Origin of the sequence: Aureimonas sp. N4, from assembly GCF_001463925.1 — a bacterium.
Taxonomy (GTDB): Bacteria; Pseudomonadota; Alphaproteobacteria; order Rhizobiales; family Rhizobiaceae; genus Aureimonas; species Aureimonas ureilytica_A.
Map to the genome: position 1 here is coordinate 97,635 of NZ_BBWS01000057.1, position 26,675 is coordinate 124,309.

Here is a 26,675-nt window from a genome sequence, read left to right on the forward strand (position 1 = left end):
CCGTCCCATCCTGCGCGCTAGGGAGAACGGGGCCGGACGCCGTCAAGGCGTCACCCCCGTTTGCGGCGATGGACGCCGCAAAGCGTGCGGAGTTCGGGGATGGAGACCAAGGAGCCGGGGCAGAACGATGCGGGGGCGCGTGGACGAATCGTCTCCGTGTCCGCCGCGCCCTATGACGGCTACAGTCCGGCCGAGGCCTTCGAGAGCCTGGCGAGGATCGGCGCGACCCATGTCGAGCCCGCGTTCATCGTGGGCTACACGGAGCCGTTCGACGAAAGCGCCTTCGCGCCGGATCGGGCGAGGGTCTATCGCCGGCTGATCGAGGAACAGGGCCTGGGTTGCGTCGCAATGTCTTCGCATATCGATCTAGGCCTCTCCACGGCCGTCGAGGTCTTCACCGGGCGGATGCGCTTTGCCGCCGCGATCGGCGCGCGCATCATCGCCACCAACGCCGCAGCCCGTGTTCGGCAAGACGCCTTCTTCGCCCATATGGATCTCTTGCTGCGTCGGGCAGAGGATTTAGGCGTGGTGATCGCGCTGGAGAATCCCGGCGACGGCAGCGACAATCTCTTGAACACCGCCGAAGACGGATTGGCGCTGGTGCGCCGGATCGGCTCCGATCACCTCGGCCTCAATTACGACGCGGCCAACACCGCCTCGCACCGCCCGGAGTTGCAGGACTTCGCCGACGACGCGATCGCCGCCATGCCGGCATGCGTCCACATCCACGTCAAGGATCTCGTGCGCCGCGAAACCGGCTGGCACTTCACCGCCATCGGTGAGGGCACGATCGGCTGCGAGCGCATCCTCAAGGCTGCCCTTGCCGCGATGCCGGTCAGTATCGAGTTGCCCTTGCGCCTTCACCGCGGCCCGGATGCACAGCCGGTGCGGCGCGCGGAACGCGTCCCCCTGCCCGAGATAGAGAAGGTGGTGGCCCGATCCCTCGCCACCGTGCGGACGGCTCTCGCCGTCTGACGATGAAGGTCGAGTGAACTGCGGCGGTCGTTTCGACCAATGACACCGCTGCGCTGAGGCTGTGTCCGGCGCGGCCTTCATCCTGACAGGAGACCACATGCAGCATGACAACCGCCCCCCTTCCGCCCTTTCCAACGTCTCGCTGGCGCGCCGCGCCTGGAACATCCGGCGCAAGGCGCTCCTGATGGGTGAGGTGCAGGGCCAGGGCTATATCGGGCAGGCGCTCGGAATCGCCGATGTCCTCGCCGCCTCCTATTTCCACGCCCTGCGCTATGATCCGACGGACCCCGAATGGGAGGGGCGCGACCGCTTCCTCCTGTCGATCGGCCATTATGCGATAGCGCTCTATGCCGTTCTGATGGAAGCCGGCATCCTACCCGAGGATGAACTCGAGACCTACGGTATGGACGACAGTCGCATGCCGATGTCCGGCATGGCCTCCTATACCCCTGGCATGGAGATCACCGGCGGCTCGCTCGGCCACGGACTCGGCATCGCCGTCGGCATGGCCATGGGGCTGAAGCGCAAGGCAAGCGACCGCTTCGTCTTCAATCTGATGTCGGATGGGGAACTCGGCGAGGGCTCGACCTGGGAAGCGGCGATGGCCGGCGCTCACCACAAGCTCGACAACCTCGTCTGCCTGATCGACTTCAACGACCAGCAGGCGGACGGCAAGTCGACGCAGATGCTCTCGGCCGAACCGCTTCTCGACAAGTGGACGGCCTTCGGGTGGCATGCCCAGCGTGTCGACGGCAACGACCTCGACGCCGTCGTCGCCGCGCTCGATGCCGCGCGGTCGCATCAAGGCGATCAGCCTCGCGTGATCATCTTCGACACGTTGATGTGCAAGGGCGTGCCGTTTCTGGAAACGCGCGAGATCACGCATTTCGTCCGGGTCGAAAAGGAGGAATGGGCGAAGGCCCTGGCCGTTCTGGAAGAAGGAAAGCCCGCATGACCCATGCATCCATGGCCCGCAAGTACCAGCCGCGCCGTGCGGCTCCCGAAGGCGAGCGAGTGGCGACCTCCGCCATGATCGCCTCTCTCGCGGCCGAGGGCTACGAGACGGAGAACGCGCCCTTCGGCCACGCGCTGGTGGAACTGGCGAAGGCGGACGAACGGATCGTCGGCCTGTCGGCGGATCTTGCTAAATACACCGACCTTCACATCCTCGCCCAAGCGATGCCGGACCGCTTCTACCAGATGGGCATGGCCGAGCAGGTCATGGTCTCGGCGGCGGCAGGTCTGGCGCGCGAGGGCTTCCTGCCCTTCGCCACCACCTATGCCGTTTTCGCCTCCCGCCGCGCCTATGACTTCATCGCCATGGCGATTGCGGAGGAGAATCTTCCCGTCAAGATCGTCTGCGCCCTGCCGGGCCTGACCACCGGCTACGGCCCGAGCCATCAGGCGACCGAGGATCTGGCGATCTTTCGGGGCCTGCCGAACATGACGATCATCGACCCCTGCGACGCGGTGGACATCCGCCAGTCCGTGCCAGCCATGGCGGCCCATCCCGGACCGATCTATTCTCGCCTGCTGCGCGGCAAGGTGCCGGCCGTGCTGACCCGCTGGAAGCCGGACTATCAGTTCGCCATTGGTAAGGCGCAGGTGATCCGTGAAGGCAAGCAGGTCCTCGTGATCTCGTCGGGCTTCATGACGATGCGCGCTCTGGACGCGGCCGAGCAGCTTGCCAAGGATGGGATCGACGTCGCCGTCCTCCACTCACCCACCATCAAACCGCTCGACACGGAGACGATCTTGCGGGAGGCAGGCCGAGGCGGGCGGCTGGTTGTCACCGCCGAGAACCACTCGGTGGTCGGCGGACTCGGCGAGTCCGTCGCCGGCACGCTGCTACGCGCCGGCGTCACGCCGACCTTCCGCATGATCGGCCTACCGGACGAATTCCTGGAGGCTGGTGCCCTGCCGACGCTTCATGACCTATACGGAATCTCCGTCGGGAAGATCGCCGAGCAGATCAGGGGCTGGGTATAAGAGCACCCAACAATAACTCGCGGGGCCGGCTGGTCGGGTCTTCTCGCCATCCAAGAGCGGGCCACATGTCTCGCCTGTCCTTCGGACCGTCGCGAACGTTCGCTCAACGACCCGACGCCTCCGCGAAACCCAAAAAAGCGGCGTCGGTTCGGCGAGCGGTCTTTGAGGTAGGGGCGAGATCAGCGCCCGTTCCCGGTCGCGAAGATCACCTGAAGTACCACCCTCGACGCGCCGGATCGCGCCGGGCGGCTTCAGTCCAAGGCATGATCGGCGCCACGAAGCCTCGCAACCAGATGCAATCACAGCCCGCTGAAACCGCTCAACTCGTTTCGGGTTCGGCCTTCCACGTTACTGGGCCAGACGCACCTGGTTGATGGCCTTCGCGATGCCCGAAAACGCACTCAGCAAGCGGTTCCGATCCGATGCGTCGAAATAATGCTTCGCATCCGTCGCGCATCGCCGCAGCATGTCCTTGGCGGTGGCGTTGTCCACCATGAAAGCGATGGTGTAGACTTCGATCTTCTTGTTCTTCGCGTAGCTGCAGATCGACAACGTATCGTTGTTTGTCTGGTTCACCTCGATCGCGGCCTTGTCTGCCTTCGAACTCAACGAAACGTGACGACCGTCATTCGGGTCGAACCGCAGCGTATTGTCACCATCGGTCATCAGAACCAAGATCTTCTTCGGATCGATATTGTCCTTGTCATAGTCCGCCGCTTCACTGAGAGGCTCGGTAGCGGAAAGGACGTTCTGGCCCCAAATCATCCCTGCCGGGATATAAGTGTAGGGCTTGTATTTATCTCCTATATTGATGACGAGGTTGTGAATCGCAGCGAGCAAGGTGGGTTTGTCGTTGCTCAAGGGGACGATCGGGCTCAGGCAATGCTGGCTCGTTTCGAGATAGCCGGGATAGGGAATGGTGCTGGCGAGGTCGTTCAGGCGATAGGTTCCCGGCCTTCTCGAACCGATGCACCCGAACCATTTATAGGTTTTACCTTTTCCGCCTCCCGAGCAGTCTTCGTAAGGCGCGACCGTCCTGATTTCCGACGCAGTACAGTCTCCACCGCAGGTGGATTGTTCCGGCACGCCGTCGACAAATTTCTTGCAAGAATATTCCGGGGTCTTCTGAAGACAGATCTTTTTCTGGGTCTTGGTTTCGCAGACTTTGTCTTTCGCCGCTTCGGTGTAGTCTCGGCCGACGTCGATCCAGGGTTCGTTGCGGTACTTCGTCCCGACATTGATGTAATCGGCATAGGGCACGATCCCGATTCGGATCGGACTGTCATCGCCAGTAATCAACTGATCGACGAGTTCGCGAGAAGCCTGTTTCAGCGTGTCGATCTTGGAGATGCCGCTGCGATCCTTTTCTGACATGGACCAGGTGTTGTCGAGCACGAGAGCGAGTTCCACTTTCCGCACGGGCGCGCGTATCGCCTTGGCGGCCGTCTGAAGACCCAGATCGTGAAAATTGGCGATCTGCATGAGCGTCAAAGGCAGGACGGCCGATGTTGTGAGTTCGATGTCCTTCGAAGTTGCTTCGAGGGCGTCGAGTTTCAGATCTATGACAGACGCGTCCGTCATGTTGGCCAGAAGATAGGATTTGGCTAGAGCCTCAAGTTTTTGCTGATCCTGTTCCATGGAGGCGGCAAGCGCGAGAGCGGCCGTATCGGTTGCGTTTTGGAGTTGGCTTCGCGCGGAGTAGTATCGCGTACCATCGATTGCGAAGCCGACAATCAAGATCAGCGGAATGACGATGATCGCCGTCAGAATTGCGAAGGTTCCAGACCGATCGCTCGAGAAATTCGAAAGCATCTCGCTGATCCCCAAAGCTCTATCAACAGTCCGTACAGGTTATGGTCCACATTCCTCTAGGGCGGGAATACGTGACTTTGGAGAGCTCGACCGACTTCTCGAAAATGTCGCTGGTCACAGGCTCGTAATCGTAAAGTGTTTCAGTCACGACGAGAGACTTCTGCTCGTCGGTCCAAAGATTGGGCGGAGTTTGATAAATGCTTCCCGGGCTTCTTCTATCCATATTCTGCCCTACGGACCACATTACCTTCGACTGTCCGTCCGGTTTGGGTGATAGAACGGAAACCCGGAGTTTCAGCGGATTAGGAGAATAGGGCTGGAGCACGGCGTTCGCGGCCGTGAAGATTTGCAGAACGTCGTCGGAGGTGAGAGTGGAGGATTGGCTGATCAAATCTCCAACGACCGACGTGGCATGCTTCAACTTTTGGTCGCATGTCAGGGCCAGCGTCAGCTCGATATTGCCGATATAGATCAGGAGCAGGATCGGCGCGATGATCGCGAACTCGATCGCGGCGACGCCAGACCTGTTCGCGACGTTACGACCTGTCAGGAGCGGGGCTTGGGAGAACTGCCAAGCAAACCTTCGAAACGGCTTCATTGAAACGGCTCGGTCTTGAACACATCGACCGCGACGAGCATGTGGTTGCCGCTTGGTGTGTTGGACAGGAAACGGCGAATGATGTCCGTGTGAATGGGCCATTCGTAGAACGCGCGTAACGCCATGATCCGACCTGGCTCGCCCTCGTCGTAAGCCAAGCCGTCGACGTCGATCACGTTATTCTTCACCGGGGCGGCCGACGAGATGTCCGAATAGCGCTCGTACTCGCGCAGATCGATCTGCAATTTCTCGCAGTCGATCGGGATGGCCATGGTGGCGCAGATCCTCTGTCGCAGGTCTGGGGCCGAGACCTGAGCATCCGCGACCTCGCCCGTGCGGACCTGACGGCCGACTTGAGCGGTCGCGTTCTCCAACGTCATTTCCCCAATGAAAACCGCTGCAGTTTCCAGGACGGCGAAGATGAGAAGGAAAAACGGCACTGCCAGAATGGCGAACTCGATCGCGGTTGCTCCCCGCCTGTCTCGCACAAAGCGTCGACGCGCGGCACGATCTCGGTGTCTGTCGCGGAACTCCAACATACTTCGCTCTTGGAAACCGTTCGATAGATGGCCTGAATCGATAGGTGGCTATAGACTAAATTAGCGCGCTTTGCATTAAAGAAATCTTTATGCGTGTAGCTATATCGAGAAATTTACTTGAGATTAAATGCAAATACTAAGGGATGAAGGTATATTGTTTGATATATTTATTACATTGCTCGATTGTGCGGTGCCCCGGATCCCTTATCGCAAGGACCGTGTTGGTGCCGTTCGACGGATGGGGCGTTCGTGGTTCTGAATTGGATCCGCGGGGGTAACGGAGGTCATCGTCCGGTCGAGATAGGATCCCTCATTCGCCCTGCGAATGCTCGGCCCTCGCCCCTCGCATCCATGGCTCTTCGCTTCGCGTGGACTGATGGGATTCCCTCGTCCACCCTCCACCCTCCACCCCAGGGGATTCAGATGCTCTCAGCGAGCGGAAGCAACGCCGGAGAATATCCGATAAACGCCGCGTCCCGCGTTTTTGGCTTGATACAGGGCAGCGTCCGCTTCTCGGTAGAGTTGGATGGCGTTACCATCCCCGCGCGTGGCGATGCCGATGGAGGCGCCAACCTTGGCCAGCCTCCCCTCGACCCGCATATCCCGCGAGATTTCGCTGATCGCGCGCATGGCCAGGGCCTCGACCCTGGCGCTCGCGGCGTCGGTCAACAAGGCGAACTCGTCTCCTCCGATCCGCGCCGGAAATGCCAGACCGTCGGCGCAGTCAGCGAGCCTTTGTCCCACGATGCGCAGGACCTCGTCCCCCGCGCTATGGCCGAGCCGATCGTTGATGAGCTTGAATCCGTCGAGATCGAGCAGCAGAAGCGTGGCGCGTGAGGAACAGCGTACCGCCGCTTCGCACAGAGCCTGCAGGCGATGATTGAAGGAATGGCGGTTGGCAAGCTGGGTTATCTCGTCGTGTTCGGCGAGGTGGCGCATACGCTCCAGAAGGGCCAGTTCATCCGTGACATCGCGCTTCACCCCGAAAATGCGAGCGGGAACGCCATCGCGCATTTCGACCGTGGCGGTGATCCGGATCCAGCGTTCCGCCCCCGTGCCGGTCCGGATCCTTGCGTCGCACTCGAAGCCCGAGCCCGTTCGTATGGCTTGAGCGCGGAGCGCGATCAGCCGCTCGCGCGTTTCGGAATCGTATTGCTGGAGGATCAAATGTCGGTCGGGGCGAATGCCACGGGGGAGATCGAACAGATCATAGACCCCATCACTCCAGATCAGGGTCTGGTCGGGCAGACTGCATTCCCAAACGCCCATCTTCACGGTGGCGAACGCAGCGTTGAGAACCGTGAGATCATGAGGGCTTCGCTCGCAGAGCGACACCGGGCGCGCGATCTCGCGCATTGACGCGGTCGCGCCGTTCGGATCCGGTTCCGGAGACTTCGCGATCGGCTTCGACGACATCGGCTGAACGCCCGCTTGAATCCCTGTCACGTCATGGCTGGCTTGACGACGTTCACACAGGCACGCTCAACCCACTTCGGAAGAGTGCCGCCAAGCCCATCACGATCCATTATGGCACGATTCCCTTAAAGTTTGGTGAGATGGCCAATCGCCGGCGTTGCGCCTCCGGATGCCGCTCCCAGCCCAGCGAGCGGTTTGGGCTGCCGAAGCCTCGATCGCGCCTTCGGCGGCCGGACGGCGCGACGGCGACGGAACCCCGGAAAGAAGGGTCGGCAGAGCCGATGCCGGTGAGAAGAAACGCAGCGGGCCGATCCGGCCATTCCGGCTTTGAACGACAGGTGGGGAACGGCGCGATTCGCCGTTGAACTGTCGGAGCGAAATTCCATCGTCAGCGCCCTCGATTGGGAAGCCAGGCGAGGCCGACCGCAGGACGACGAGATGATGGAGGTGATGATCGGCACGCCACGGTAGCTGAAGCGCGGGTGATAGCGGGTGGGACGCGCGAGAACGTGTCGATGACCGTCAGGATGCGCAGGGTCGCAACTGGTCGCGGGTTGGTCGTGGACGATGTCGCCCACGTCCGGTTCGCATGGGTCGCGGCCCTCCCCCGGTGGTCCCGCAGCTTGGCGTGCCTGCGAGGCTTCGGCACCTTATTCCCGAGCTGAAGACCGATCTCCAGCCCAGGAGCGCTTGACCTCAACAGGCCGAACGGAGAAGAGCCGCCCGGACCTGTGTGGTCGGAGATGTCACGGCAGGAACCCCGTCGAGAACCATGGCACCGCCGCCAGCAGCAGAAGGCTCAGTACGAGAACGCCGAGATAAGGCCAGATTTTCCGCATGGCGACATCCGGATTCACTTTCCCGATCGTGCAGGCCGTGTAGTAGCCGAGACCGAAGGGCGGCGCGAAGAGACCGATGCCCATGGCGAGGATGATCACCACAGCATAATGCACCTCGTTGACACCCATCTCTCGCGCGATCGGGAACAGGAGGGGGCCGAACAACACCATGGCCGGGATGCCTTCGAGCACGCTCCCCAGCATGATGAAAGCCAGGATGGACACCGCGAGGAAGCCCCATTGCTCGCCGGGTACGCTGGCCATGACCTGCGCTAGAGCGTGCGAGAAGCCTGACTGCGTCAGCGCCCAAGCCATACCCGTCGCTGCTCCGATGATGAACAGAATGGCGCCGGACAGCGTCGCGGTGTCGATCAGCATGGGATAGGCGCGCCGCCAATCGAACTGCCGATAGACGAGAACGCCCACGATAAGGCAGTAGGCGATGCCGATGGTCGAGACTTCGGTGGCGGTGGCGACGCCCTCGACCACGGCGGTGCGGACGAGCACCGGCAGGATCAGCGCCGGCAGGCCGATCAGGAAGGTCTTGCCGACGACCGCAAGCGGCGCCCGCGCGGTGGGTGCCTCTATGGTGCGATGACGGGCCAGGATCGCGAGAGCAACCGCGAGCACCACACCCGGCAGGAGGCCGCCGATGAAGAGCGCTGAGATCGAGACTCCTGTCACCGAGGCGATGGCGATCAGCACCAAGGAGGGTGGGATCGTTTCCGCCATGGCGCCCGAACTTGCCAGAAGCGACACCATCTCGCCCTCGTCGAGGCCGCGGCGCTTCATCTCCGGGAAGAGCACGGGAGCGACGGCAGCCATATCCGCCGCCTTCGAACCCGAAATGCCGGAGACAAGCAGCATACCGCCAAGCAACACATAGGACAGCCCGCCCCGCACGTGACCGATCAAAGCGGCCAGAAAGGCCACCATGGCGCGAGCCATGCCGGTCGCCTCCACGAGTTGCCCGAGCAGAACGAAGAGCGGGACCGCGAGCAGGATCAGCGAGCTCATCCCTTCGTCCAGCCGTCCCACTACGACGGAGAGAGGCGTCGAGGAGGTGGTCAACAGGTAGGCTATGGTGGCAAGGCCGAAGGCGAAGGCGATCGGAACCCCGAGAAGAACCGCGCCGCCCACAAGCAGGACGAAGAAAAAAAGGAGGTTCCAGTTGCCGATCGCCGTCAGGACTGGCGCCGCGGCATAGAGCCCGACGGCCAGAACGCCGAGCGCCAGAACCGACAGGGCCACATCGCGCCACCCCAGTTTGAGGAGCCGCAGCGCGGCAACGGCCAACATCAACCCGATACCGACCAGCATGGCATAGGCGCGCACCGAACCCGGCCAACCGAGGGCCGGCGTCTCGATGAAGCTCTGGTCCTCGACATAGTCTTGCGCCGGCTGGAACAGGAATATCAGGACAATCAACGGCACGATGGTCGCAAGAGCCTCCAGTCGCCTCTGCCAGACCGGCGACATGATGGCGGTCACGGTTGAAAGGCGCATATGGGCACCACGCGCGAGAGCGATCGCGGAACCCACCATGGCGAGCCACAGGAACAGGAGCGACGCAAGTTCGTCGCTCCAGATCAAGGGATTGTCGAAGACGAATCGCGACACGACGCCCATCAGAAGGATGATCGTCTCGGCCACCACCAGAATCGCCGCCAGTGCCTCCATCGCACGCAAGAGCAGGCGTTCGGCTTCCGATGCGAACGAGCGCCCCTCAAGGGGCGCTGCCGCGACGGGTATCCCCGCCATCAGGTGAGGCTCCCCGCCGTGCTCTCCAGCACCTTCCAGGCCTCATCGCCGAACTTGGCCTTCCAGTCCTTATAATAGCTCGTGGTCTTGAGCATATCCTGGAACTTGGCGCGATCGACGTCGTGGAATACCATACCTTTGGAAGTCAGATCCTGGCGCAGCGTTTCGCTGAGCTTGACGATGTCCTGGCGTTCCTGCTGCCCCGATTGAGCGAGCTCGCGCTGCACGATCTCCTTGAGATCAGCCGGCAGCCTTTCCCAAGCGCGGCGGTTGCCGAGAATCTGGTAGCCGTCCCAGACATGGCTCGTCATGCTGATGGATTTTTGGACCTCGTAGAGCTTGGTCGTGGCAATGATGGCCAGGGGATTTTCCTGCCCCTCGACGATCTTGGTCTGCAGGGAGGAATAAAGCTCGTTGAAGTTGATCGGCGTCGGCGACGCGCCGAGCGCCTGAAACAGCGAGGTCAGAATGGGCGCCGGCGGTACGCGGATTTTGAACCCCGCAAGGTCGGCGGGCGCAATGATATCCCGCGTCGACGAGGTGATCTGGCGGAAGCCGTTATTCCAGAGCGGTACGACCGAAACGAGGCCGACCTTTGCAATCTGCGCGGCTATGTACTGGCCAAGCGGACCATCCACCGCTTTCCAGACATCGGCATAGTCCTTGAAGGCAAAGCCGATGTTGACGAGGCCAGCTGCCGGCACCAGCGTATTGAGGATGGATGTCGCGAGATTGAAGAATTCGACGCCGCCCGAACGTACCTGGCTCAGAAGGTCTGTGTCGGAGCCCAGTTGGTTGGCAGGGAACATCTTGATATCGAGTCGACCACCTGAGGCCTCCCGAATGCGATTCAAGGCTTCGCCGGCTCTGACATTGACGGGATGGCTCGGGTCTTGGCCTGTCGCGAACTTGTAGCTGAATTCCGCCGCAAAGCTCCGGCTCGTGATCACCGTGATCATGGGCAGGGCGGCCGCGCCTGCCAGAAACGCGCGGCGGTTCAGCCCCGCCTTCGGTGTTTTCGTCGTCAATGTATCATTCCTCCCGTTGTCGATTGAAGCCGGCCGTGGCGCTCTCAGGTGCCGTTCAAGCCGTCATAGGTTCTGATGATCTGGCTATCGTCGGCCTTCCCGTGCCCTTGACCGGAGGTCGCCAGGAATAGCTGATGGGCGAGTGCGGCCAGCGGCACGGCCGCCTTGGCGTCCCGCCCGGCCTCGATCACGATGCCCAGATCCTTGACGAAGATATCGACCGCGCTGGTCGTAACAGGCTGCGCTTCCAGCATCCGCGGGCCGCGATCCTTCAGCATCCAGCTTGACGCGGCCGAGCCACACACGATGTCGAGCATCACGGCCCTATCAACGCCGACCTTGCCGGCCAGCGCCAAGGCCTCGGCAGCGGCCGCGATATGAACCCCGCACAAGAGCTGATTCACGGCTTTGACAAGCGCGCCTTGGCCTGGCCGGGTTCCTACATGCACGACCTTGCCACCAAGCGCATCGAACATGGGTCGGAGTGCGGCGAGCGTGTCGGCGGGTGCCGCCGCCATGATGGTGAGCGTTGCCGCCGTCGCGCCTGCGACGCCGCCGGACACGGGCGCATCGATGAAACCGCGGCCTGTCGCCACGACACGCTCCGCCATGGATTCGACGGCACCGGGCGGGCACGTCGCCATCAGAACCACGGTGCCGCCCGGTCGCAACGCATCCAGCGCGCCCGCCTCGAACAAGATAGCGCGGGCTTGATCCGCGTTGACCACCATCAGGACGAGCGCGTCGGCACCTGTCGCGGCCTCGGCGGCCGAAGAGACGGGCGTGCCACCTGCCGTTTCGAGCGCGTCGCGCGCCGCCTGGCTTATGTCGAAGCCCTGCACCACGAAGCCATTTTCGATAAGATGAGCCGCCATCGGACGCCCCATGGCGCCCAATCCGACGAAGCCGATCGTCGTCTCGGCCGGGCTCATGCTGCGACCCATCGCGTGAGCGAGGCCGAGTTGGAAAGCGCCAGACGCCCCGGCACCGGCGCGCCCTCGGCTGGCCCCGGAAAGGCATCGCCCATCTCTTGGCAGCAGCCGTCGATGACGAGCCGGATATCGGCGTCGCCCTTGTACCTTGCGGGAGACTCGCCGGTTTTTTGGGCGTCGAGGTCGGCGACCCCGGCGCGCGCGGCTTGGTTGGCGAGCTGAGGGACTACGCGAAAACCAGCATTTGGCAGGCTTGCAACGCCCGCCACGAGGGCAATCTGGCGCGGAAAAGACACATCAATCCTCCGTGATGTGCGGTCAGTCTCCAATGAGCCGATGCATCTGACAAACGCGATTTTTTCGACCATCGATGCATTTGATTCATTCGTTCCTACAAGTTACGGACGGGTCCCATGGGATGGCCAAACCAAGCTGGCGCTGTGCGAATGACAGCTATGTAAAAATACAGCGGCCTCGCCTCTCGATGCCCGGAGGCGAGAGGTCTATGCTGCATCGCAGCAGAAATAGAATGTACAAAGAGACCGAGATGCGTGAGAGCTTTGAAGCGTCGAGTTTTCGCCGGGAGGCCGACATCATGGCCGAGGCGCGTGGCATGCAGGCTCAGCATATGGGGCGTTTGGCCGGCGTTCTGGCGCGCCGCTTCGGCGCGCTCGCCGCGCGATTTGCGGGCGGTGTGCATTCGCTCGACGGCGACGGACCAGCGCGCCGCTGACGGGCTAAGGCCATGATCGGGGGGTGACGGTCTCGGAGGAAACCTCCTGCCTTGTTCGGTCTTTGCATCAGGACGCGTGGTTCAAGGCTCGGCGCGTCCGATCTCCTTCAATGGAAGCCGGCATCTCGCGCGGTGAATGGATCGACCGAGTGGGGTCGGCGACACAGGTACGAGACGCATCCAAGATATCGCCGAGACCGATTGATCCCGTCCGGAATTGAGTTTCCGGATAGGAGGCGATCATGCGTGATTTGTTTCGGCTATCGGACGAGGCATGGGCGGTGTTGGAGCCGCACCGTCCAAAGAACCAACCCGGCAAGCCGCTTTGAACTGAACAAGGACGGCACCCTCACACCGGGTCGCGGTGACTGGGGCTCCAGCACCTTCAACGGCAATCCGAAGTGGGACACCGGCAAGCGCCAGGGGCGGATGAATCCGGAACCGGAATGGATCACGCAGGACGTTCCCGAACTGCGCATCCTCGATGGCGCCCTCTGGCCATGGCGAAGGAACGCCAGCGCGCGGCCAAACGGAATCGCGGCGACGACGGCGACACCACGAACCATGTCAGGGAACGCCGGCGTCCCCAATCCTCTTCTCGGGCCTGACCAGGTTCGGCTGCCGCGGTGGCGGTTATTCGATGATCTCGGCCGATCTGGTCGCCTGCTCGATGGCACGCAACAACGGCATCAGAGACAACTGAAAGAAGATCCGCCGCGACCAACTCGAAGCACGGGTGCTGAACGCGCTGCGCCATCAGCTGATGGACCCTGCGCTGTGCAAGGAGTTTTGCGACGAGTTCACGCGCGAGATGAACCGGCTGCTCATGGAGGGTCGATCGATGCGGCCGAGGCGGAGATCAAGAAGATCGACCGAGATCAGGACACGCATCTCAATCTCGTTCTGGGAGGCGGCGCTGCCGAACGTTTCCATGAGACGATGGTTGGGCTGGAACGGCGTCAGAAGAACCTGAAGGCAATCCTGCAAGAGGCCAAGGAGTCGCCTTCCCTCCCGCACCCGAACATGCCCCGTCAGCACATCCAGATCGACGAACTCTACGCGGCGCTTCAGAAGGATTTGGAAGCCAAGTGGATGGTGGCGGCCGACGTGCTGCGCTCGCTGGGGCGCGAGATCATCCTGACACCGGAGAATGGCGAGCTTCAGATCGACGTGCGCGGCGATCTGACGGGTGTCCTTGCGGTATCGCTCGAAAGCAAAAGGCCTGCCAGAGGGGTGGGCCGATCGCAAGTCGAGATGGTTGCGGGGGCGCATTGACCAAGACTTGCGAACATAAGAAAGCCGCCTGGTCTGGGCGGCTGATGCTCGTGATCTGGTATCGTGTTCTCGGATTGGTTGCGGGGGCAAGATTTGAACTTGCGACCTTCAGGTTATGAGCCTGACGAGCTACCGGGCTGCTCCACCCCGCGCCAAGACCTTCGGCCAAAGCCTCCGGCTATCCGTTCTATACAATGGTTGCGGGGGCAAGATTTGAACTTGCGACCTTCAGGTTATGAGCCTGACGAGCTACCGGGCTGCTCCACCCCGCGCCATGTCCCGTCGGCGTGTCGCCGTCGGTGAGTGGTGATATAGACGGCCTTTTCGGCTTTGCAAAGAGGCTCATGTCGCTTTTATGAAAAAATCGAAGACGCCTCGCCAAACAGGTGTTTTGCGAGCTGGGCATGTCCTGACGGGCGAAATCATATCGCAGACCGAGCAAAAGGCGAGTCCCCTTGCGATCCCAAGCCGTTAGGCGCTCCGCCGCCGGAGAAAGGTCGCAGCCAGGAGTGCGCCGGCCAGGGCGAAACCCGCCGTCATCGCGCCGATGGCGGGCCAGCCGCCATGCTGCCAGACCCAGCCGCCGGCCCAGCCGGTGACGCTGGCGCCCAGATAATAGATGAGGAGATAGAGCGAGGTCGCATGGCCCTTGTCGCCCCGCGCCAGCGCGCCGACCGATCCGCTGGCGACGGAATGGCCGATGAAGAAGCCGGTCGTGACCAGCGCGATACCGAGCCCGATCGCGACGAGTGAGGCGAGCAGCGTCAGCGCGACGCCGGCCAGCATCAGGAGGAAACCCGCGAGAAGCAGCGGCCCGCGCCCGAAGCGATCCGACAGCCGGCCCGCCAGCGAGGACGAGACGATGCCGAACCCGTAGGCCAAAAAGATCAGGCTGACCTCGGTCTGCCCCAGCCCATAGGGCGCGCCCATCAGGCGGAAGGTCGAGTAGTTGAAGAGCGTGACGAAGATGCTCGTGAGGAGAAAACCGATCGCATAGATGCGCAGCAAGCCGGGATTGGCGAGATGCCGGCCCCAGGCCGCCAGATGAAAGCGCGCATTGACGCCGCGCCGGGCCTCGAAATGGCGCGAGGGCGGCAGAAGCGCGAGAAAGCCGAGTGCCGCCATAAGACACAGCGCGCCGAGAACGCCCATGGCGAGGCGCCAGGACACGAACTCGGTGGCGACACCCAGCCCCACCCGGCCGATCATCGCGCCGAAGGCCGTGCCGGCGACATAGAGGCCCATGGTGCGACCGAGATGGCGTGGGTCGATCTCTTCCGCGAGCCAGGCCATGGCGACGGCCGGAACGCCGCCGAGCACGAAGCCTTCCGCCGCGCGAGCCAGCAGCAGCCCGTGCCAGTTGGGACTGAGCGCAGCGGCAAGGTTCAGGACGGCAGCCAAGGCCATGGACACGAACATGAGCCCGCGCCGGCCGAGTGCCTGCGAGAAGGCTCCCGCCAGAAGAATCGAGATCGCGAGAAAGCCCGTCGTCAGCGACAGGGCGAGCGCGCTCTCGGCGGGTGTCAGGCCGAAGCTCTCGGCGAAGGCCGGCAGCAGCGGCTGGACGCAATAGATCAGCGAGAAGCTGGCAAACCCCAAAAGAAAGAGCGCCGCGCCCGCCTTTCGATATTCCGGCGTGCCATGGCTGACGAAACCGGAGGGCGCGGTCAGGTCGGCAAAGCCTGAGGCGGCGAGTGATGAAGCCATGAAGGGCGAACCTCGTCTGGGAATGCCCGGCATATACGGCTCCCCCTCCCCATCGGTCCAATATATGGAAATGGCGAATGCGATAGCTTATGCAAATGGCATGGAGCTTCGCCACATCCGCTACTTCTTGGCCGTCGCCGAAGAAGGCAACTTCACCCGCGCCGCCGCGCGGCTCGGCATCGGCCAGCCGCCGCTCAGCCTTCAGATCCGGGACCTGGAGACGGAGATCGGCGCGCGCCTGTTTCACCGGGTGCCGCATGGAGCCGAGTTGACGGAGGCGGGCCGAGCCTTCCTTGAGCGGGTGCGCCCGATCCCCCAGCGCGCGCTGGAGGCGGCGGAGGCCGCGCGAAGGGCCGAGCGGGGCGAAACCGGCGTGCTGCGGCTCGGCTTCACCGGCACCTCGGTTCTTCATCCCGTGCTCGGCGCCAGCATCCGCGCCTTTCGCCGGCGCTTTCCCGATGTCGAACTGACCCTGGAGGAGGCCAATTCCGCCGTGCTTCTGGGTGGGCTGGAGGAGGACCGACTGGATGCCGCGATCCTGCGGCCCTCCCTGTCGGAGGCGAGCACCATCCAGGCCTTCGCGTTGGTGCGCGAGCATTTGGTGGCCGCCGTGCCGGCGGGCCATCCGGCCGCGAGCGGCAGCACCCCGCTGGATTTGCGCCTTCTGCGCGAGGAGCCGCTTCTCCTCACCCCGCGCCGCGTCGGCACCAGCCTGCACGATGCGGCGATCGAGGCCTGCCGCGCGGCGGGCTTCGAGCCTGGTATCGGCCAGTCCGCGCCGCAGATCGCCTCCGTCCTGTCGCTCGTCTCGGCCGAACTCGGCTTCTCGCTGGTGCCGGATGCGCTGCGCCAGCTCAGCATCGCGGGCGTCGCCTATCGCGACCTGAAAGCCCCCGTGCCGCATGTGGAACTCGCCGTCGCCTATCCCCGGCAACGCCCCTCGCGCCTCGCCATGAACTTCGCGGAGATGGCTCGCGCGGCCGCGCACGAGTTCGAGGCATAAGACGACGGACGCCCGGCGACGCGGCACACGCCACGGCCGGGCATTGATCCACGCGTTTGATGAGGTGGGCCGGAGCGCGCGCCTTTTATGGCTTGGGCGCGGTCGGCATTTTCACGATCTTGCCGTCGGGCATGATGATGTCGCCGGGGCTCTGGCCGGCGATGCAGGGGCCGACATAGGTGGCGTCGATCTCCATCTGGCGGCGAACCGGCTCCTTCATGTCGGGCACACCGGTCAGCGTCGTGTCCACCTTCATGTGAATCTTGCTGTCGAAATCCCCGGAGATGAGGGCTTTGCCCGTGGCCGAGATCGTGCCGATCTTGCACTCGCTCTCGGACTCGTAGCCCGTATCCGTCTTCACCAGCGAGCGCTTGGAGCAGTTCTGCGACGCGCCGAACGCGCCCTGCGCCAGTTGGTCGGTCTTCTCGTCGATGCATTGGCGGACGGTGACGTTGCCATCCGGCGACTGGGTCTTGGTTTCCCACAGGCCGGCCTTGCGCATGGGCAGCGTTTCGGCGGCAAAAGCCGTGCCCATGGTTCCGATCGTGGCGGCAAGGCAGACGGTAAGGACGCGAACTCGCATGACGACTCCCTGAAAAGCGTGGCCGCAGCCACGGGGAAACACAGAGCTAGGCGACAGCCCGGAGCCGGCAACCGATTTCGTCGGCAAATTGCAGGTTGGCCTTACGAAGCCACCGGCCGCTGCCCTTCAGACGGGAGGCTTCGCAGCCGACGACGTGGCTCTCTTCGAGCGGCGAGACCCGACGCGCGAGGGGCGCGCCTGTCCCTGCGTTCGCGCCTCAAGCGCATTCGCCCGAGGAACAGGCGCGAGAAGGGCGACGACGTCCCTCTCGATCGGAGCGCGGCGGGCGAGATAAGCCGTTGCCCTCCACAGGCGGCTCCTGCGAGAGGCCCCGCTCAAGCGGGCGCGCCGGCCGCCTCCGCCTTGCTCGCCTCCCGCTCCGCCGTGTCCCGCGCGCGGCTTTCGGCCACCAGCCCCTTCAGCGCTTGATCGAGCCGCACGGTCGCGCCCATCGGGTCGAACCACCAGTCGGTGGACCAGACGCGCAGGATATTCCAGCCCAGGCCCCGCAGCACCTGCTCGCGCACCTTGTCGCGGTCGCGGGCCGTGGCTGAGCGGTGATAGGTCGCCCCATCGCATTCGACTCCAGCCAGGAATGCGCCGGCATGGTCGGGATGGCGGATGGCGAGATCGACGCGGAAGCCGGACACGCCGACCTGCGTCACCACCTGCCAGCCGCGCCGCGAGAGCGCCTCGGCCACGGCCGCCTCGAAGGGCGAATCTACGCCGCCGAGCGAGCCCTGATCCGTGGCGGGCAGCGCCACCGCGCCCCGGTCGGCATAGTCGAGGAATGTCTTGAGATGGCGCACGCCCGCCGCCTTGGAGCGCGACAGGTCGATCGACTCGGCCTTGAGAGAGGAGACGATCTGCAATTCCTGCCGGGCGCGCGTCACCGCCACGTTCAAGCGCCGCTCGCCGCCCTCGCGGTTCAGCGCGCCGAAATCCATGGCGAGCTTACCGGCCGCGTCCTTGCCGAAGGTCATGGAGAAGAGGATCACGTCGCGCTCGTCGCCCTGCACGTTCTCCAGATTCTTGACGAAGACAGGCTCCAGCCGCTCGTCCTCGAAGAACCATTCGAGCGCCGGATCGTCGCGCCGCTCCTCGTCGAGCAGGTCCTGGATCAGGCCCTGCTGCTGGCTGTTGAAGGTGATGATTCCGAGCGTCGGCCGCTGGGCCTCCGGCAGATCGAGCGCGGCGCGCAGACGGTTCGCTACATCCTTCGCGATGGCGCGCGCTTCAGTCGGATTGGTGCGGCTCTTACCCCGGTCGTAGACGGCGTCGGGGAGGTGGCGCAGCGACACGGCGCGGTCCTGCGTCACCGGCGAAGGGAAGGTGATCAGCCGGTTGTCGTAATAATGATGGTTGGAGAAGGCGATCAGCGATTCGTGGCGCGAGCGATAGTGCCAGCGAAGATCGTGCACCGGCAGGCCGGAGGCCTTGGCCTCGTCCAGAATGCTTTCCAGATCGCGCTCGAACTCAGGCGCTTCGTCCTCCGTCTCGGTGCGGCCGAAGAAATTGGTCGGCGGCAGCTGCTTGGGATCGCCCACGATGATGGTCTGCCGGCCGCGCGCCACCGCGCCGACCGCGTCCCATGTCGTGATCTGCGAGGCCTCGTCGAAGATCACGACATCGAACAGCGCCTGATCGGGCGGCAGATATTGCGCGATCGAGAGTGGCGACATGAGAACGCAAGGCGCAAGGCGCGCGAAGCTCTCGGGCATGGCGCCGATCATCTCGCGGATCGAGCGGCTGGGGCGCTTCAGCTCCATCTGATGGCGCAGGAGGCCGAGTTCGGATTTGCGCGGCACCGATTGCGGATCGGGCAGGCCATGGGTCAGCGCCTCGCGGATGCGCTGCGAGGCCGCCTTGCGCACGAGATCGTCCAGCTTGCGGAAATCGTCGATCGCGTGCTCGTGGCTGAAGCGGCGGAAATCGCGAAGGCGCGCGTCGGCGTCGATGGCGAGCGGCAGCCACCAGCGGGCATAGGCGAGCGCGAAGGCGGCGCGCGCTTCGCCCGGCCGCACCGCGCCGGTTTCCAAATCGGCCACGAATGGAGCCAGACCTTCAGCCAGCGCGCGGCGGCGAATGGCGCACCAGGAGGTCCAGTCGCGCAGGAGGCCCGCGCTGGCATGGAGATCGGCGAGCGCGGCGGACACGCTGTCCAAGGTCTCGCCTTGTGCCGCCCCGAGCGGCACGCCGCCGCTGACCTCGCGCCATTGGCGCTCGGCCTCCAGCCAGCCGGCTTGGGCCTCTTCAACGGCGCGGGCGGCCTCGCTGAGCGGGCTCGTCTCGGTCAGCTCCGGCAGCGCGCGCAGGAGCGCGGCGACGATGGCACCCGTTTCCCCCGTCGGCTCGCCCAGGCGCATCACGGCGGCGCGCAGTTGCTCGGCCGAGACGAGGCTGGCGGACAGGCGCGGAAGATCGCTGTCGATCCCGGCAAAGCCCTTGAGCCGCCCGGCGAGCGGGCTCGCCTGCACTTGGGCCGCGACGGCCTGCATCCGGCGCAGGATCGGCAGGTCGCTCGCCGGAACGGCCGTGCCCGAGCGGGCATAGGTTTGCAGGAGCTTGGCGACGCCGCGCCGCTTGAACCAGGAGAAGGGCCAAAAGCTCGCCTCGGCCTCGCGCAGACGGCGGTCGAGATCCTCCACCGGAATGCGCGCCATCTCCTCGCGCTCATAGGTGGCCGAGAGGCGCGATTCTTCCGTGCGGAAGGCCGAGACGGCGGCTTCCAGCGCGCCGAAGTTCTCGCGCAGCTCCGCAAAGCCGGGGTCGAAGGCGAGCGCGCCCTCGCCCGGCTTCAAAGCAGCCGCCAGCGCGGCGAGGCGGCGCGTCACGGGAAGGCTGAGAGACCCGGCCGGGGCCATGCCGATATGGGCGCGAAACGCCGTGGCGGCCTGCGCCAGCGCCTCGGCCGCCTCGCGCGCGGTGCGCGCCTGCGCCAGGAGGCGCTCGGCCCAGGCGGAGGTCCATTCGTCCACATCCACCAGCGCGAGGCTCGGGCGCGCCTCGACGGCGGCGACCGTGCGGCCCAGCCCCTCGGCGAGGTCTTCCAGCGCGGCGTAATGGGCGGCCTCGTGCTGGTCCATGGCGGGCCAGGAAAGTGCGGGCGCGTGCTGCTCGGCCCCGCGCAGCGTCACCCCCATGGCGCGATAGGGCGTCCAGCCGCAGCGCGCCTCGCGGTGCAGCGCCTCGGCATAGCTGTTCAACGCGTCGCGCTGCACCTTGAGCCGGCCGTTCAGCTCCACCCAGTCCCCGCTTCGCGCCGCGCCGCTTTCCCAGGCGCTGCGCAATTGGCTGAGGAAGTGCCGCCGGTCGGCCTTGGAGGAATGAAGCTCCAGACAATGCTCGCCGAGCCCATGCTCGCGCAGGCGGCGATAGACGACATCGAGCGCAGCCGTCTTTTCCGCGACGAAGAGGACCGTGCGCCGATGCGCGAGGCAATGGGCGATCATATTGGCGATGGTCTGGCTCTTGCCCGTGCCCGGCGGGCCGATCACCACGAAATCCTTGCCCTCGGCCGCCGCCAGCGTCGCGACGATCTGCGAGGAATCGGCGGGCAGCGGCGTCACGATGTCGGCCGGGGCATAGGCCCTGTCGATCTCGCGCGCCTCGCGGAAGGGCACGGGGTCGGCGAAGGCCTCTTCGGGCGTGTCGATGAGATGGCGCACGACGCGGTTCTGGCGCAGCGCGTCGGTGCGCTCCGTCAGGTCCTTCCACATCAGATATTTGGCGAAGGAGAAGGTGCCGAGCGCCGTCTCGTCCACCACCTCGAAGCCCGGCACGTCGCGCACCGCCTGACGCATCCGCGACAGGACGTCCGCCACGTCGATGCCGGTCTCATCAGTGGGCAACTCGCCTTGGAGGGAGGGCACTTTCAGGCCGAAATCGCGCTCCAGAAACTGGAGCAGCGTGGCGTTGAAGCGGATATCGTCCTCGTGGTGCACGAGGCGGAAGGGCGAGGAGGCGCTGCGGCGCTCCAGCTTGGCCGGCAGCAGCAGAAGCGGCGCGCGGTAGACGCGCTCGTCCTCGGGCTTCTTCTTCCAGCGCAGGAAGCCGACTGCGATATAGAGCGTGTTGGTGCCGCCCTCGGCCATGTCGCTACGCGACTGGCGAAACAGCGCGGTGAGGCGCGCTTCCAGTGTCTTCGCGTCGAGGGTGGAGGCGAGTTCGCCGCGCGCCAAGGCGTCGGCTGCAAAGCGCGCCTGCAAGTCCTCGCCGCGCGTTTCGCGAAACAGCGTCTCGTCGCGCTCGCCCACTGGATTCTGCTCGGGGATGGAGACGAGGCGCATGGCCCCGCCCGCCGCCAGCCGATCCTCCAGCGCGGCGGCGTCCGGGCAAAGGAAGGGCACGGTGGAGCCGGTCTGGCTGAAATTCAGGAGCTTGTTGCGCAAGGAGAGATCGAGCAGCTTGCGCTGCCAGCGATCGATGCGCCCGCCCGGCGTCGTCGGCTTGTCCTCGACGCTTTCCGCCGGCATCGCACCGAAATCGGGCATGGCGGGCAGGGCCGGCGCGGCGGGCTCGGCGCTTGGTTCCGCCTCGCCCGGTGCGGCGGGGTCGTGCGAGGCGAGCGGCTGGATGCCGCCGCTGCGCGAACGCGCCACATCCACCGCGCAGACAAAGGCGCGGCGCGCGCCCTCCGCCAGAAGCGCCGCGCCGTCGCGGCAGGCCTGCTCGAAGCCCATGGCCGGCCGGAAGGTCACCCCCGTCGTCTCGAACACCAGAAGCTCGCGCGCGGCCAGCGCCTTGCGCAGTTCCATGGCGTCCGTCTCCACCGCGCGCGGCAGGGTGCGCTTGGAGAGCCAGACGCCGGCGGCCGCATGGCCCGAAACGAAGACCACCACGGCGTTCAGCCCCGCCGCCTCCAGCGCGGCGGCCAGAAGCAGACTCGTGTCGAGGCAGGTGGCGAGCCCGTCGCTCAAGGCGCTCGCCGGGCGGCGGATCTTCTGCCCGCGCTGCTCGAAGCTCGCGGGCGGTTCGGCATAATGCAGCCCAAGCCCGGCGACGCTCGTATAAAGCGCGGCGGCCAGCATATAGGCGCGCCTGACATCGCCGCTTTGATAGCCGTCCATCGCGCCGGAATGGCCGTGCGCCACCAGCATGTCGGCCGCTGCGCGCAGGATCTTCGCGGTGGCCGGATCGTTCGGCATGACGAAGGCGGGCAGAAGCTGGGCCATGTCGCCCGCCCCGCCCCATTCGTCGCGCGCCAGAAGCCGGACGGGCCGGATCGTCTCGGCCAGCATCTCATCGCCGCGCGTTAAGCGAAAGCGAAGCTCGCCGCGCTCGGCCTCGTTCAGCCCCGCGAGATAGGCGGCGTCCAGTTCGACGCGCCGGTCGACGAGCGTCAGCGTCTCGCCAGCGCCGAGGCGATCGATCGCCCAGCTCTTGGGCCGGAGAAAGGGCGGCACGGAGGACAGCTCCAGCCGGAGGCCATCCAGCGCGTCCGGGCCGGGATGGTGGAGCGCGAGGCTTGAGAGAAGAGGCACGGCATTCTGGAACGAGGCGTAGGTGAGGCTTTCACGCGCCTCCACCGCGATCTCCGGCCGCAAGGCATCCTCACCCTCGACGCCTTCGGTCCCGTCCATCATGCCCATGCTCCCTCGCTTTCGTGCGCGCATCCTATGCAGCGTGCGCCGTTTGAGAAGGGCTCGCGTCGCCGCGCTCCCTTCGCTGGGCCGCAATAGGTGATGATGCAGCGCACAAAAAGCCTGCAAAATAGGCAGCCAAACATCCATCCGTGGTGGACAGTTCCTGTGCCGCAAGGCGTGAGTGTTTGGCATGACGCTTGCACTTCAGTCTTGTATGCAAGATCGCCCTTCTCTCCCGTCCCCCTCCGCCGCTATCGACACCGCGATTCTGCGCTCGATCCTGGCGCGCCGTCTGCGCCCCGGCGCGCGGCTGGGCGAAGGGGAACTGGCGAGCCTGTTCAACGTGTCGCGCACCCTCGTGCGCGAGGCGCTGATGCGGCTGGCCTCGCGCCATATCGTGGAGGTGCGCTCGCGCCGGGGCTGGTTCGTGGTGGAGCCCTCGTCGGCCGAGGCCAAGCGCGTCTTCGAGGCACGCCGGGCCGTGGAAGCCGGCATGATGCGCATCATGCCGGCGCTGGAGCCGGACCATCTGGCGCTGCTCCAGACGCATCTGAGTGACGAGCGCGCCGCCCTGGCGGCGGGCGATCATCCCCGCCTCGTCTGTCTGATGGGCGACTTCCACATCCGGCTCGGCGATATCGTGGCCAATCCCGTGCTCAGCGAAATCCTGCGCGATCTGACGGCCCGCACGATCCTGATCTCCATGCTCTACCAGTCCACGACCCATGCCGAGGAATCGCATCTCGGCCATTGCCGCATCGTCGAGGCGCTGGCGCGCGGCGACCGGCTGGCCGCGTCCGACCTCGCCATCCGGCATCTCGACGAGGTGGAAGCCGGCCTCGATCTCGACATGGCGGCCGACCCTCTCGCCGATCTCCGGCGCTCGCTCGACCCCACGGGCGCCCTTGCCTCACCCGCTTTTCCTACACTCTGAAGGACCCTGCCTCATGATCCATCGTCGCTCGCTTCTCGCCGCCGGCCTCGCGCTCGCCGGGCTCGTCTCGCTCGCTCTGCCTGCTAGCGCCGACGCCCTCTCCGACATCGAGAGCCGAGGCACGCTGCGGGTCGCCGTGCCGCAGGACTTCCCGCCCTTCGGCTCGGTCGGCACTGACATGACCCCGCAGGGCTACGACATCGACATGGCCAAGCTGATCGCGCAGAAGATGGGCGTGAAGCTCGAGCTGACGCCCGTCACCTCGGCCAATCGCGTGCCCTTCCTCCAGACGGGCAAGGTCGATCTCGTGATTTCCTCGCTCGGCAAGAACCCGGACCGCGAGAAGGTGATCGACTTCTCCACCGCCTACGCCCCCTTCTACAACGGCGTGTTCGGCCCGGCCGACATCCAGGTGAAGGACGCAGCGGAACTGGCCGGCAAGACCATCGGCGTCACGCGCGGCTCGGTCGAGGATCTGGAGCTGACCAAGGTCGCGCCCTCCGACGCCACCATCAAGCGCTACGAGGACAATAACGGCACGATCTCGGCCTTCCTGTCGGGACAGGTGCCGCTGGTCGCCACGGGCAACGTGGTCGCGGCCGCGATCATCGAGCGCAACCCGCCCAAGCGCCCCGAGCTGAAATTCCTGATCAAGGACTCGCCCTGCTATATCGGCCTGCCCAAGGGCGCCGACGCGCTGAAGACCAAGGTGGACGCCATCATCGCCGATGCCAAGAAGGACGGCGCGCTGAACGCCATCGCCCAGAAGTGGCTGAAGACCGACCTGCCGGCCGGTCTGTAATCCGACGCCGACCCTAAAGGCGATCCGCCTCGGCGGCGGGTCGCCTTTGCCGTTCCCGTTCAGCTTCCCGTCTCGTTCAGCTTCCAGAGGCCCGGCCTCATGCCCTATCAGTTCGACTTTTCCTGGCTGGCGCCTTACGCGCCGGCGCTTCTCAACGGCGTGCGGGTCACGCTTCAGCTCATCCTGGTGGGCGGCACGCTGGGCATTCTGGTCGGCATCGCCTGCGCCTGGGTCCGCGCGCTCGGGCCCAAGGCGCTGCGCTGGCCGGTCTCGGCCTATGTCGAGATGATCCGCAACACGCCCTTCCTGATCCAGCTCTTCTTCATCTTCTTCGGCCTGCCGGGCCTCGGCATCCAGATGGACGAGATGAGCGCGGCCTACGTCGCCATGACGATCAATCTCGGCGCCTATGCCTGCGAGATCATCCGCGCCGGCATCGAGGCGACGCCCAAGGGCCAGTACGAGGCGGGCGCGAGCCTCGCCATGACGCGCTGGGAAACGTTCCGCCATGTCGTGCTCGTGCCCTCGCTCCAGCGCATCTGGCCCGCGCTCTCCTCGCAGGTCGTGATCGTGATGCTCGGCTCGGCCGTGGTCTCGCAGATCGCCGTCGAGGATCTGACCTTCGTCGCCAATTTCATCCAGTCGCGCAATTTCCGAGCCTTCGAGGCCTATCTCGTCTCCACCCTCATCTATCTCGTGCTGGCCATTCTCGTGCGCCGCGCCATGGGGCTTCTCGGCTCGGCCCTCTTCCCCAAGCGGAGGCCCGCATGATCGAGTTCTCGACCTGGGACATCCTGCGCAACCTGCTTCTGGCGGCGCGCTGGACGGTGGTTCTCTCGCTCGTCTCCTTCGCGGGCGGCGGCCTTGTCGGCCTTCTCGTCCTGTTCGGGCGCATCTCGCCGCGCAAGGCCATCCAGCGCGCGGCCAAGGCCTATATCGAGCTTCTCCAGGGCACGCCGCTCCTGATGCAGCTCTTTCTGATCTTCTTCGGGCTCGGAATGTTCGGCGTGGACGTGCCGGCCTGGCTCGCCGCCGGCACGGCGCTGACGCTGTGGAGCGCGGCGTTTCTGGCCGAAATCTGGCGCGGCTGCGTGGAATCGGTCTCCAAGGGCCAGTGGGAGGCCTCCGCCAGCCTCGGCATGGGCCGGCTCCAGCAGATGCGCCACGTCATCCTGCCCCAGGCGCTGCGGGTCGCCGTGCCGCCCACCGTCGGCTTCTCGGTGCAGGTGGTGAAGGGCACGGCGCTCACCTCCATCATCGGCTTCACCGAACTCTCCAAGGCCGGCACGGTGGTCACCAACGCCACGTTCCAGCCCTTCACCGTCTATGGCCTCGTCGCGCTCATCTATTTCGCGCTGTGCTGGCCGCTGTCCAAGTCCTCGCAGATCCTCGAAAGGAAGCTCAATGTCGCTCATCGCGGTCACTGAGGTCAAAAAGCGCTTCGGCTCGAACGAGGTCCTGAAAGGCATCAATCTCGACGTCGCCCCCGGCGAGGTCATCGCCATCATCGGCAAGAGCGGCTCGGGCAAGTCCACCTTGCTTCGCTGCATCAACGGGCTGGAATCGATCGACGGCGGCTCGATCCTGGTGGCCGGCGCGCAGCTTCTGCCGGATGAAACGCATCTGAAAGCGCTGCGGCTGAAGGTCGGCATGATCTTCCAGCAGTTCAACCTGTTTCCCCACCTCACCGCCGGGCGCAACGTGATGCTGAGCCAGACCGTGGTGAAGAAGGTGCCCAAGGCAGAAGCCGAGGCCATGGCGCGCCGGCAGTTGGAGCGGGTCGGGCTGGGGCATAAGTTCGACGCCTATCCGGACGAACTCTCGGGCGGCCAGCAGCAGCGCGTCGCCATCGCCCGCGCGCTCGCCATGCAGCCGATCGCGCTCCTATGCGACGAGATCACCTCGGCGCTCGACCCCGAACTCGTGGCCGAGGTTCTGGCCGTGGTGCGCGAACTCGGCGCCGAGGGCATGACGCTGATGATGGTCACGCATGAGATGAAGTTCGCCCGCGAAGTCGCCTCGCGCGTCGTCTTCATGCATGAGGGCCGCGTCCACGAGATCGGCCCGCCGGAAGAGCTGTTCGGCACCCCCAAGACGCCGGAGCTTCAGCGCTTCCTCGGCCACGGGCAGGCGTGAGGCCGCGCGGGCGGAAGCGATAGGGCAA

General features: G+C 65.0%; 22 protein-coding genes, 2 tRNA genes and 1 pseudogene. 11 read left to right on the forward strand and 14 right to left on the reverse strand.

The genetic code is table 11. The features are described from left to right. Positions 1 to 99 precede the first annotated feature (99 nt). From AUL28_RS20100 to AUL28_RS20110, 3 genes are all read left to right on the forward strand, one after another. Positions 100 to 975: a sugar phosphate isomerase/epimerase family protein gene (locus AUL28_RS20100; RefSeq protein WP_062236285.1), complete on the forward strand. Its 876-nt coding sequence runs from the start codon at positions 100 to 102 to the stop codon at positions 973 to 975. A gap of 97 nt (positions 976 to 1,072) precedes the next feature. Next, positions 1,073 to 1,930 (forward strand): transketolase, encoded by an 858-nt coding sequence (locus AUL28_RS20105; RefSeq protein ID WP_058634493.1) that lies wholly within the window; start codon positions 1,073 to 1,075, stop codon positions 1,928 to 1,930. Between the two features lie 11 nt (positions 1,931 to 1,941). After that, positions 1,942 to 2,964, forward strand: coding sequence for a transketolase family protein (locus AUL28_RS20110; RefSeq protein ID WP_202814774.1), 1,023 nt, complete (start codon positions 1,942 to 1,944; stop codon positions 2,962 to 2,964). Between the two features lie 348 nt (positions 2,965 to 3,312). Here AUL28_RS20110 and AUL28_RS20115 read toward each other — a convergent pair whose 3' ends face one another. From AUL28_RS20115 to AUL28_RS20150, 9 genes and pseudogenes are all read right to left on the reverse strand, one after another. After that, entirely contained in the window at positions 3,313 to 4,776 is a 1,464-nt protein-coding gene (locus AUL28_RS20115; protein WP_062236288.1) for a pilus assembly protein TadG-related protein, read from the reverse strand. A 22-nt stretch (positions 4,777 to 4,798) separates the two neighbouring features. Then, positions 4,799 to 5,374, reverse strand: coding sequence for a TadE/TadG family type IV pilus assembly protein (locus tag AUL28_RS20120; RefSeq protein WP_062223816.1), 576 nt, complete (start codon positions 5,372 to 5,374; stop codon positions 4,799 to 4,801). Next, on the reverse strand, positions 5,371 to 5,913 hold the full coding sequence (locus tag AUL28_RS20125) for a TadE/TadG family type IV pilus assembly protein (RefSeq protein ID WP_062236291.1): 543 nt from the start codon (positions 5,911 to 5,913) through the stop codon (positions 5,371 to 5,373). Before AUL28_RS20125 ends, AUL28_RS20120 begins: the two co-directional genes overlap by 4 nt. A 429-nt stretch (positions 5,914 to 6,342) precedes the next feature. Continuing rightward, positions 6,343 to 6,852 carry a GGDEF domain-containing protein gene (locus AUL28_RS23415; protein WP_244493579.1) on the reverse strand — a complete coding sequence of 170 codons (510 nt, stop codon included), beginning with the start codon at positions 6,850 to 6,852 and terminating at the stop codon, positions 6,343 to 6,345. A 99-nt stretch (positions 6,853 to 6,951) separates the two neighbouring features. After that, a pseudogene (locus AUL28_RS23725) lies at positions 6,952 to 7,329 on the reverse strand (hypothetical protein); the annotation flags it as partial. Between the two features lie 746 nt (positions 7,330 to 8,075). After that, positions 8,076 to 9,929: a TRAP transporter large permease gene (locus AUL28_RS20135; protein WP_062236296.1), complete on the reverse strand. Its 1,854-nt coding sequence runs from the start codon at positions 9,927 to 9,929 to the stop codon at positions 8,076 to 8,078. Then, positions 9,929 to 10,888 carry a TRAP transporter substrate-binding protein gene (locus AUL28_RS20140; protein WP_058601650.1) on the reverse strand — a complete coding sequence of 320 codons (960 nt, stop codon included), beginning with the start codon at positions 10,886 to 10,888 and terminating at the stop codon, positions 9,929 to 9,931. Before AUL28_RS20140 ends, AUL28_RS20135 begins: the two co-directional genes overlap by 1 nt. A 113-nt stretch (positions 10,889 to 11,001) precedes the next feature. Next, positions 11,002 to 11,889: an NAD(P)-dependent oxidoreductase gene (locus AUL28_RS20145; protein WP_062236299.1), complete on the reverse strand. Its 888-nt coding sequence runs from the start codon at positions 11,887 to 11,889 to the stop codon at positions 11,002 to 11,004. Continuing rightward, positions 11,886 to 12,257, reverse strand: coding sequence for a hypothetical protein (locus tag AUL28_RS20150; protein WP_062236301.1), 372 nt, complete (start codon positions 12,255 to 12,257; stop codon positions 11,886 to 11,888). The genes AUL28_RS20145 and AUL28_RS20150 overlap by 4 nt, the downstream gene beginning before the upstream one ends. Positions 12,258 to 12,436: 179 nt before the next feature. Between AUL28_RS20150 and AUL28_RS20155 the strand changes: the two genes are divergently transcribed. Together AUL28_RS20155 and AUL28_RS22860 are read left to right on the forward strand one after the other, a co-directional pair. Next, positions 12,437 to 12,622 carry a hypothetical protein gene (locus AUL28_RS20155; protein WP_156420106.1) on the forward strand — a complete coding sequence of 62 codons (186 nt, stop codon included), beginning with the start codon at positions 12,437 to 12,439 and terminating at the stop codon, positions 12,620 to 12,622. A 246-nt stretch (positions 12,623 to 12,868) separates the two neighbouring features. Beyond that, a complete protein-coding gene (locus AUL28_RS22860) occupies positions 12,869 to 13,897 on the forward strand; it encodes a hypothetical protein (protein ID WP_156420107.1) in 1,029 nt (342 codons plus the stop codon). Between the two features lie 75 nt (positions 13,898 to 13,972). Here AUL28_RS22860 and AUL28_RS20170 read toward each other — a convergent pair. The 3 genes from AUL28_RS20170 to AUL28_RS20180 all read right to left on the reverse strand — a co-directional run bounded on the left by AUL28_RS20170 (position 13,973) and on the right by AUL28_RS20180 (position 15,604). Continuing rightward, positions 13,973 to 14,049, reverse strand: a tRNA-Met gene (locus AUL28_RS20170). Positions 14,050 to 14,092: 43 nt separating this feature from the next. Continuing rightward, positions 14,093 to 14,169, reverse strand: a tRNA-Met gene (locus AUL28_RS20175). 199 nt (positions 14,170 to 14,368) lie between these two features. Further along, complete coding sequence (locus AUL28_RS20180; protein WP_062236313.1) at positions 14,369 to 15,604, reverse strand: MFS transporter; 1,236 nt, start codon at positions 15,602 to 15,604, stop codon at positions 14,369 to 14,371. A 100-nt stretch (positions 15,605 to 15,704) separates the two neighbouring features. Between AUL28_RS20180 and AUL28_RS20185 the strand changes: the two genes are divergently transcribed. Then, the gene (locus AUL28_RS20185; protein ID WP_062236315.1) at positions 15,705 to 16,607 is read left to right on the forward strand and encodes a LysR family transcriptional regulator; all 903 of its coding nucleotides are present in this window, start codon (positions 15,705 to 15,707) and stop codon (positions 16,605 to 16,607) included. Positions 16,608 to 16,692: 85 nt separating this feature from the next. Here AUL28_RS20185 and AUL28_RS20190 read toward each other — a convergent pair whose 3' ends face one another. After that, on the reverse strand, positions 16,693 to 17,190 hold the full coding sequence (locus tag AUL28_RS20190; RefSeq protein ID WP_058601632.1) for a DUF3617 domain-containing protein: 498 nt from the start codon (positions 17,188 to 17,190) through the stop codon (positions 16,693 to 16,695). A 335-nt stretch (positions 17,191 to 17,525) separates the two neighbouring features. Continuing rightward, positions 17,526 to 22,775 carry a DUF4011 domain-containing protein gene (locus AUL28_RS20195; protein WP_062236396.1) on the reverse strand — a complete coding sequence of 1,750 codons (5,250 nt, stop codon included), beginning with the start codon at positions 22,773 to 22,775 and terminating at the stop codon, positions 17,526 to 17,528. 214 nt (positions 22,776 to 22,989) lie between these two features. Between AUL28_RS20195 and AUL28_RS20200 the strand changes: the two genes are divergently transcribed. The 5 genes from AUL28_RS20200 (at position 22,990) to AUL28_RS20220 (ending at position 26,647) form a co-directional block, all read left to right on the forward strand. Then, positions 22,990 to 23,709 (forward strand): GntR family transcriptional regulator, encoded by a 720-nt coding sequence (locus AUL28_RS20200; protein WP_062236318.1) that lies wholly within the window; start codon positions 22,990 to 22,992, stop codon positions 23,707 to 23,709. Positions 23,710 to 23,722: 13 nt separating this feature from the next. Then, entirely contained in the window at positions 23,723 to 24,511 is a 789-nt protein-coding gene (locus AUL28_RS20205; RefSeq protein ID WP_062236320.1) for a transporter substrate-binding domain-containing protein, read from the forward strand. Positions 24,512 to 24,610: 99 nt separating this feature from the next. After that, entirely contained in the window at positions 24,611 to 25,282 is a 672-nt protein-coding gene (locus AUL28_RS20210; protein ID WP_062236324.1) for an amino acid ABC transporter permease, read from the forward strand. After that, a complete protein-coding gene (locus AUL28_RS20215; RefSeq protein ID WP_062236327.1) occupies positions 25,279 to 25,938 on the forward strand; it encodes an amino acid ABC transporter permease in 660 nt (219 codons plus the stop codon). The genes AUL28_RS20210 and AUL28_RS20215 overlap by 4 nt, the downstream gene beginning before the upstream one ends. Beyond that, complete coding sequence (locus AUL28_RS20220; RefSeq protein WP_062223787.1) at positions 25,916 to 26,647, forward strand: amino acid ABC transporter ATP-binding protein; 732 nt, start codon at positions 25,916 to 25,918, stop codon at positions 26,645 to 26,647. Before AUL28_RS20215 ends, AUL28_RS20220 begins: the two co-directional genes overlap by 23 nt. Positions 26,648 to 26,675: the final 28 nt, after the last annotated feature.